The sequence below is a fragment of the Flavobacterium sp. P3_A6 genome (genome assembly GCF_056403035.1).
In genome coordinates, this window is sequence record NZ_JBFUGG010000006.1 from 260,002 (window position 1) to 266,186 (window position 6,185).

The window sequence follows — 6,185 nt, forward strand, 5'->3', positions numbered from 1 at the left end:
ATTATTTAATTTTTACCATTAAAAGCATATGAAATAGCTAATATCACTAAGAAAACGATAGGCATAATAACAGCAGAAATGGGATCACCACTTGAAGAATGTGCAATAGATGCAGAAACAAATGTCAATGCAAATCCAAAATAAGCGAATGATTTAATTTTATCTGAAACTATTGGAAGCAACAATGCTAAAACTCCTAAAACCTTTAGAACAGCTAATTCGATTCTGAAATAATCAGGGAATCCTAAATGTACAAATGCTGCTTTCATATCTGGATTTGAAAAATATCCGTAAGCACTAAATATCATCATAGCGCTAATAATTCCAGTTGTTGTCCAATAAATAATTTTGTTCTTGTTCATTTTTCTAATTTTTAGATGATTAATTTTGTTTATTTCTATGATGTAAAATTGCAACAGAAACAAGCCCTAAAACGATGTGATATGATAAAAAAAACCGTTGATAAATGTCAACGGTTTTGAATTATTTTAAAGAGGATACTACAAGTTATCCTTTGTTTACAAGACCAATTCTTGTTTGTTTAAAATTTTGCTCATTAAGCTCTTTCGCGATATAATGCCCTACATTACCTGCAAATATTTCTTTGCTTTCGCTTTGTGGAAAATATTTTTCTTCAAAAATATAATTACCATCAGAGTCTCCTTCAACAACCATTGTTGGACACACAACTAAATAATTGACATCTATAGCTGCAAGATAAGTATAAGCATCCCAATGATCAGCTCGCGGATTTTTCAAAAATGCTGGTTGTCCTGGCAGGTCTCTCCTTAAGGTATTGAAATTCAAAAGTGTCAAACCCGAACCTGCTACTACAATCAATCTTTGTTTTTGCGAAATGTGTTTGGTAACTAATTTTACAAATGGTGTTAGTACTTGTATAGGATCTTCAAGATCTCTATTGGCTACTGCACAGGCTATTGCATCATAATCCTTAATAATTGCTGCAATTTTACTTTCATTGTCTAATTCTCCCGAAATAATTTTTACACCATTAATTGAAAATTCAGTTTGTCGGATATAAACTGTTACTTCATTTCCAAGTTTTAAACTCTCTTTTACAATCTGTTTGCCAACTAATCCTGTAGCTCCAAATACAATTACTTTCATTTTATATTCTTTTTTAATGACTGTTTGTAAGTCACTTTTGTTAAACCCTTTCAACAAATACAGTATGTTATAAATGTCAACTGTTTTAATTTTTTTAAAGTGTCTTGACTTATATATTCACTACAATTTTTCCAAATTGCTGGTTGGATTCTAAATAATTATGAGAAGCAACGATGTCATCAATACTAAAAACTTTATCAATAACTGGTTTCAATTTTTCTTCTGCTAATCCTTTATCAATAAAAGTTATGGCTTGTATTAAAACTTCCATATTGCCCATTACTTCAATAGCTGAATAGCCTCTAATAGTTGGAGTTTTCATAAGAACATCAAATGCTGGGAAACTGGCAGGTTCATGACTTAATGCACCGTAAACAAATACTTTTCCGTTTTCGGCAACCGAGCTTAAAAGATTACTGAATTTAGCACCCACAACAGGATCTAAAATGATATGAGCTCCAACATTATTGGTGATTTTTAAAACTTCCTCTGCTATGTCTTCTGCTGATGTTACAATTACGTGGGATGCACCAGCTTTTAATAGCGCTTCCTTTTTCTTTGCCGAAGTAGTTAAGGCAATTGCAATTCCTCCAACATAATTAGTCATTTGGATAGCTGCCAATCCTGCACTGCTCGAAGCGGCATTAATTACCACAAATTGTCCCGCTTTTAATTGACCCGAATGCACAACCATACCATACATTGTTAGATAACTAGTCCAAACAGATGCTGCTTCATCAAAAGACAAATTAGATGGATATTTGTGTATTGCATAGGCTGGCATATTAATATATTCGCCATAAGAAGCATAGTTGTGTAAAGAAAAACCCGGAACAACATTTACGACATCGCCCACTGCCAAATGCGAAACTTCAGCACCAACTGCTTCGATAATTCCTGCAGCTTCGTAGCCTAATTGAGCTGGAAAAATAGGATTCTCGATGTACATTCCCTGGCGGTACATAGCATCAGCTCTGTTTACACCGATTGATTTAACTTGAATTCTTACTTCTTGAGGTGCTGGAAAAGCAACTTCAATTTGTTCTACTTTTAATACTTCAGGAGCTCCAGCTTCGTGGAAAATAACTGTTTTCGAAATTTTTGATAAATTATTCATTTTTTTATTTGTTTTAAGAGTGTTATTTTTTATTGATTTTTATATGGCAAAGATGCAATGAAAGCAAACCTGATAAAGATGTGATATGATAAAAAAAAACGTTGACATTTGTCAACGTTTTTTATACTTGCTATTTATTATTCAGCAAAACTTCCACCACTCATTGCCTTTTGGAAAGCTTGTAGATTCCAGTATTCACGATAGTTTACAATAAGACCATCACGGAAGGTTACGAAAGTGGCATAGCTCATATCATAAGGATTTCCGTTGCCAATTACAACTCCCGAAGCACTCCATTCTGCAATGGCAACAGTTTCGTCATCAATACCATATATTTTTAAGGTTGGTAGTGATTTTACATCAATATAACTTGGGTAATCTTTCAAATAAGCATACAATGCTTCACGACCTTCAAATCTTGATTGAGAACCTTCTGGGGCAAAAGGGAATTCGGCAACTACGTCCTCGGCACAAAGATCCGACCAGCCTTTCATGTCTTTAGCGAGAAATGTGTCTAAACTGTTACGAAGAAGTTGAGTAGCTGAAGTGTTTTTTAATTTTTCCATTTTTATTTAAATTTTAATGTTATTTTTTTTTATCATTTTGATAAGGCAAAGTTGCATTAAAGGCAGGTCTTGCAACAATGAGATATGATAAAAAAAACCGTTGACATACATCAACGGTTTATAAAAGTTAAAAACTTAAAATGGAGTTTATTTTGTTCCTTGTTTTCTAATCCTGCTCAATGTTTCTTTCGTAATACCCAAAAAAGAAGCAATTATGTGTTGCGGAAATCGTTGAATAAATTGTGGATGATTAGCCGCAAATTCTTCATAACGTTTTTCAGCGGTGTTACTGATAGTTGAACTTAATCTTCGTTGATTGGCAATGGCATTTCTTTCATCCATTATCCGTATCATTTCTGCCATTGAAGGTATTTTTGCCATTAAATCAAGCATTTCAGCTCTTGTAATTATAAGAAGTTCTGTGTCTTCCCAAGCATCAATATTATATTTCGAAGGCGTAAGCATAGTGGAGCTTTCACGATCGTTTGCCCAATAATTTTCTATAAACAGATGCACAATATGTTCTACACCTTTATCATCTACACTGTATTGACGCATAGCCCCTTTTACGATAAAACCTGCGTATTTACATACATCGCCTTCCTGCAAAAAGTATTGTTTCTTTCTTAATTTCTTAGGTTGAAAAGTCGCTGTAATTAAGGCTTGCTCTTCACTTGTAGGTGATAAGCTTGTATATTGGCTGATATAAGCTATTAATTTTTCATGCATTAGTTTGATGATTTATTAAAACAATGCAAGGTATAAAAAATGAATTTTATTTACTTGTATCATTTACTATTTAAAAGACGTGTTTCTTTTTGTTTTAAAAAAGTAAGATAAGATACAACAGTGGCAACAATTATTAAAACAGTTACCCCATATTTATCTATTCCGCCACCATTTGCAATCAATACATACGTAGCTCCAATGAAGTAAAAAATAAAGCCAAAATAAGCCGCTTCATGAAGCTTTTTTAGGGCAGGAATCAGAATGGCAATTGCACCTAATACTTTTACCGTTCCCAGAAATGGCATAAGGTACTGTGGCAGGCCAAGTTCTCTATTCACTTTTACTAATGATTCTAGTTGAAGTATATTTAATATACCTGCAAATCCAACAAATGCAACAAAAACCGTAGTTATCCAATACGTTATTGTAATTGTTTTATTATTCATACTTATTTTATTTAAATTATTAGAATACAAATTTATTTATATTTGCTATCTATTTTATAGTACTATCCTTTTGGATAGCACTATCTAAAAGGATAGCAAAGCAATACAAAAATGGAAGTACAAATACATGAACAAGGAGAATGTCTAAAAATGATTTTGCCTGTAAGAGATGCTTTGGAGGTATTAAATGGCAAATGGAAATTACCCATTATCATTTCACTTTCATTTGGTAACAAAAGATTTGGAGAAATATCAAAAGAAATAAATGGCATTACTGATAAAATGCTGTCAAAAGAATTGAAAGAATTGGAAGTAAATAAAATGATTACCAGAACGGTTTATGATACTTTTCCTCCAACTGTAGAGTATTCAATAACCCAACACGGAAAATCTCTTGATTTAGTTATTACAGAATTGAGAAATTGGGGTATTCAACACCGAAAAGAAGTTATTGGCAAATAAATACGAAGTTAAACCCCGTATTTATTTCACAGCATCATTGACTGTTTGGCTATCTACAAACTGCTCGAAACTGATGATTTTACTGTCTTTCAATTTCCAAACGTGAGCTACTCTGGCTGTGAATGATTTGTCTGTAATTTTATAAGTGCCAGCATACGTTCCGAAAGCAACTACTTTGTCATCACTGGCAACATAATCTTCCGGAGTGAATTTATAATCAATCCATTCGCTTCCTAGTCTGTTAAAAACATTTTTGGTTATTTCTTCTAATCCGATATAAGTCCCTGCATATGGAAAACCTTTGGCTTCTGTCCAGGAAATATTTTCAGCCGAATATTGTGCTAGATTTTTACCGTTTTCTTCCGAAGTTTTTCCTTCGTAAGTGCTTTTTATGATGTCTAGATTTGTCATTGTCTTTTTATTTAAAGAACAGCCTGATAATACAAAAAGTATCGTCAGGCTATTGATGATTAATTTTACCATTTCATTTCTCCGGTATTTACTTTTGCTCCAATCTGTAAGGCAGTTTCAAAAGTAAGTGCTGGGTATTTTGCTTTCAAAGCTGTAATTAAAGCTTCTGATGTTTTATTGGTTTTCAAAGTTTCTTCGTAGAATTGAATGTAGCTTTTGGTATGATTTACAGCAGTGATATCAAATGGAGAATTGGAATTGGCGTGAGCAGGAATTACAATTTCAGGATTCAAAGCAGTGATTTTATCTAAAACTGAGATCCAGCTTTTGCGGGCATCAGCAGTTTGTGCATCTGCCATCCAAAGATGAAAAGTGGTTCCAAAAATATTGATTCCGCCAACAACTGCTTTGATGGAAGGAATCCATACAAAAGTTTTATTCGGGAATTCTTCTAAACCAATTATTTCTAATTTCTGACCTTCCAATTCAATATGATTCCCTTTTAAAACCTGAGGTAAAATAACGTTTGAAGTAATGTTTTTGCCTAATCTTTCGCCCCAGACTTCTAATTTCTTTTGAGCCGTAGCCTTAATATGTTCTACTGTTGCGGGAGATGCATAAGCGGTAACTTCAGGGAAATATTTTTTGAATACTTCCAGTCCGAAGTAAAAATCTGGATCGCCGTGAGAAACAAAAATTGTCGTTAGTTTTTTGCCGCTTGCTTTAATTTCCTGTGCTATTTTTTCGGCATCCGCCAAAGTAAATTGTGCGTCAATCAAAACCGCATCTGTTTTTCCGGATACAATAACTGATGCTACACCAAAACTGTTTTCTGATGCATTGTAAACCTGAAGTTTTAAATCTTTAGTTTCGATAGTTTTGAAACTTTGTGCTTGTGTTTCCATATTAAATAAAATTAAAATTGTTAAAAATACTATTGAGATACTGTTCTTCATTTTTGCGCTGTTTTAAATTAACTCTGCAAAGATGAGACGGTATGCTATCTCAAAACATTAAACTAGTTTAAAAAAATAAAAGGAAATTCTTATTTTTTGACAGCAATTTTCTTTCGAATGTTACTCAAAAAAACATTGGTAATACCCAAATATGCAGCCACCTGAATGTTGGAAAGACGCTGAATAAGATGGGGATATTTTTCTGCAAATTCGATGTAACGGGATTCTGCAGTTTTACTTAGATTATCAATCATTCTGCGCTGAAGGGCAACATGCGTTTTTTGAGTCATTACCCGAAATAGCTTTTCTATTTTAGGCAAATTGGCATAAGCAAATTCCTTGTCTTTTTTAGAAATTAAAAGTACTTCAC

10 protein-coding genes are annotated in these 6,185 nt (G+C 33.1%); 1 reads left to right on the forward strand and 9 read right to left on the reverse strand.

Going from position 1 to position 6,185, the window contains the following annotated elements:
* Positions 1-5: 5 nt before the first annotated feature.
* The 6 genes from AC1DVP_RS08710 to AC1DVP_RS08735 all read right to left on the reverse strand — a co-directional run bounded on the left by AC1DVP_RS08710 (position 6) and on the right by AC1DVP_RS08735 (position 3,986).
* Complete coding sequence (locus AC1DVP_RS08710) at positions 6-362, reverse strand: DoxX family protein (RefSeq protein ID WP_477183104.1); 357 nt, start codon at positions 360-362, stop codon at positions 6-8.
* A 145-nt stretch (positions 363-507) separates the two neighbouring features.
* Positions 508-1,128 (reverse strand): NAD(P)-dependent oxidoreductase, encoded by a 621-nt coding sequence (locus AC1DVP_RS08715; RefSeq protein ID WP_477183105.1) that lies wholly within the window; start codon positions 1,126-1,128, stop codon positions 508-510.
* 109 nt (positions 1,129-1,237) lie between these two features.
* Entirely contained in the window at positions 1,238-2,245 is a 1,008-nt protein-coding gene (locus AC1DVP_RS08720) for a zinc-dependent alcohol dehydrogenase family protein (protein WP_477183106.1), read from the reverse strand.
* A gap of 137 nt (positions 2,246-2,382) precedes the next feature.
* Positions 2,383-2,811: a nuclear transport factor 2 family protein gene (locus AC1DVP_RS08725; RefSeq protein ID WP_477183107.1), complete on the reverse strand. Its 429-nt coding sequence runs from the start codon at positions 2,809-2,811 to the stop codon at positions 2,383-2,385.
* A gap of 147 nt (positions 2,812-2,958) precedes the next feature.
* A complete protein-coding gene (locus AC1DVP_RS08730; RefSeq protein ID WP_477183108.1) occupies positions 2,959-3,540 on the reverse strand; it encodes a Crp/Fnr family transcriptional regulator in 582 nt (193 codons plus the stop codon).
* 59 nt (positions 3,541-3,599) lie between these two features.
* The gene (locus AC1DVP_RS08735) at positions 3,600-3,986 is read right to left on the reverse strand and encodes a DoxX family protein (protein WP_477183109.1); all 387 of its coding nucleotides are present in this window, start codon (positions 3,984-3,986) and stop codon (positions 3,600-3,602) included.
* Between the two features lie 111 nt (positions 3,987-4,097).
* On the opposite strand from AC1DVP_RS08735, the gene AC1DVP_RS08740 reads away from it, so the two are divergent.
* On the forward strand, positions 4,098-4,448 hold the full coding sequence (locus AC1DVP_RS08740; protein WP_477183110.1) for a winged helix-turn-helix transcriptional regulator: 351 nt from the start codon (positions 4,098-4,100) through the stop codon (positions 4,446-4,448).
* 21 nt (positions 4,449-4,469) lie between these two features.
* Here AC1DVP_RS08740 and AC1DVP_RS08745 read toward each other — a convergent pair whose 3' ends face one another.
* From AC1DVP_RS08745 to AC1DVP_RS08755, 3 genes are all read right to left on the reverse strand, one after another.
* Positions 4,470-4,859, reverse strand: a complete 390-nt coding sequence (locus AC1DVP_RS08745; protein ID WP_477183111.1) for a nuclear transport factor 2 family protein — start codon at positions 4,857-4,859, stop codon at positions 4,470-4,472.
* A gap of 65 nt (positions 4,860-4,924) precedes the next feature.
* Positions 4,925-5,764 carry an MBL fold metallo-hydrolase gene (locus AC1DVP_RS08750; RefSeq protein WP_477183112.1) on the reverse strand — a complete coding sequence of 280 codons (840 nt, stop codon included), beginning with the start codon at positions 5,762-5,764 and terminating at the stop codon, positions 4,925-4,927.
* A 140-nt stretch (positions 5,765-5,904) separates the two neighbouring features.
* Positions 5,905-6,185, reverse strand: a 281-nt coding sequence (locus tag AC1DVP_RS08755; RefSeq protein WP_477183113.1) for a cyclic nucleotide-binding domain-containing protein, incomplete at its 5' end; no start/stop codon positions are given.

What these genes read in the sequence shown, in the direction of transcription:
- AC1DVP_RS08710 (WP_477183104.1), bottom strand. Translation starts at nt 362, where the DNA reads ATGAACAAGAACAAAATTATTTATTGGACAACAACTGGAATTATTAGC.
- AC1DVP_RS08715 (WP_477183105.1), bottom strand. Translation starts at nt 1,128, where the DNA reads ATGAAAGTAATTGTATTTGGAGCTACAGGATTAGTTGGCAAACAGATT.
- AC1DVP_RS08720 (WP_477183106.1), bottom strand. Translation starts at nt 2,245, where the DNA reads ATGAATAATTTATCAAAAATTTCGAAAACAGTTATTTTCCACGAAGCT.
- AC1DVP_RS08725 (WP_477183107.1), bottom strand. Translation starts at nt 2,811, where the DNA reads ATGGAAAAATTAAAAAACACTTCAGCTACTCAACTTCTTCGTAACAGT.
- AC1DVP_RS08730 (WP_477183108.1), bottom strand. Translation starts at nt 3,540, where the DNA reads ATGCATGAAAAATTAATAGCTTATATCAGCCAATATACAAGCTTATCA.
- AC1DVP_RS08735 (WP_477183109.1), bottom strand. Translation starts at nt 3,986, where the DNA reads ATGAATAATAAAACAATTACAATAACGTATTGGATAACTACGGTTTTT.
- AC1DVP_RS08740 (WP_477183110.1), top strand. Translation starts at nt 4,098, where the DNA reads ATGGAAGTACAAATACATGAACAAGGAGAATGTCTAAAAATGATTTTG.
- AC1DVP_RS08745 (WP_477183111.1), bottom strand. Translation starts at nt 4,859, where the DNA reads ATGACAAATCTAGACATCATAAAAAGCACTTACGAAGGAAAAACTTCG.
- AC1DVP_RS08750 (WP_477183112.1), bottom strand. Translation starts at nt 5,764, where the DNA reads ATGGAAACACAAGCACAAAGTTTCAAAACTATCGAAACTAAAGATTTA.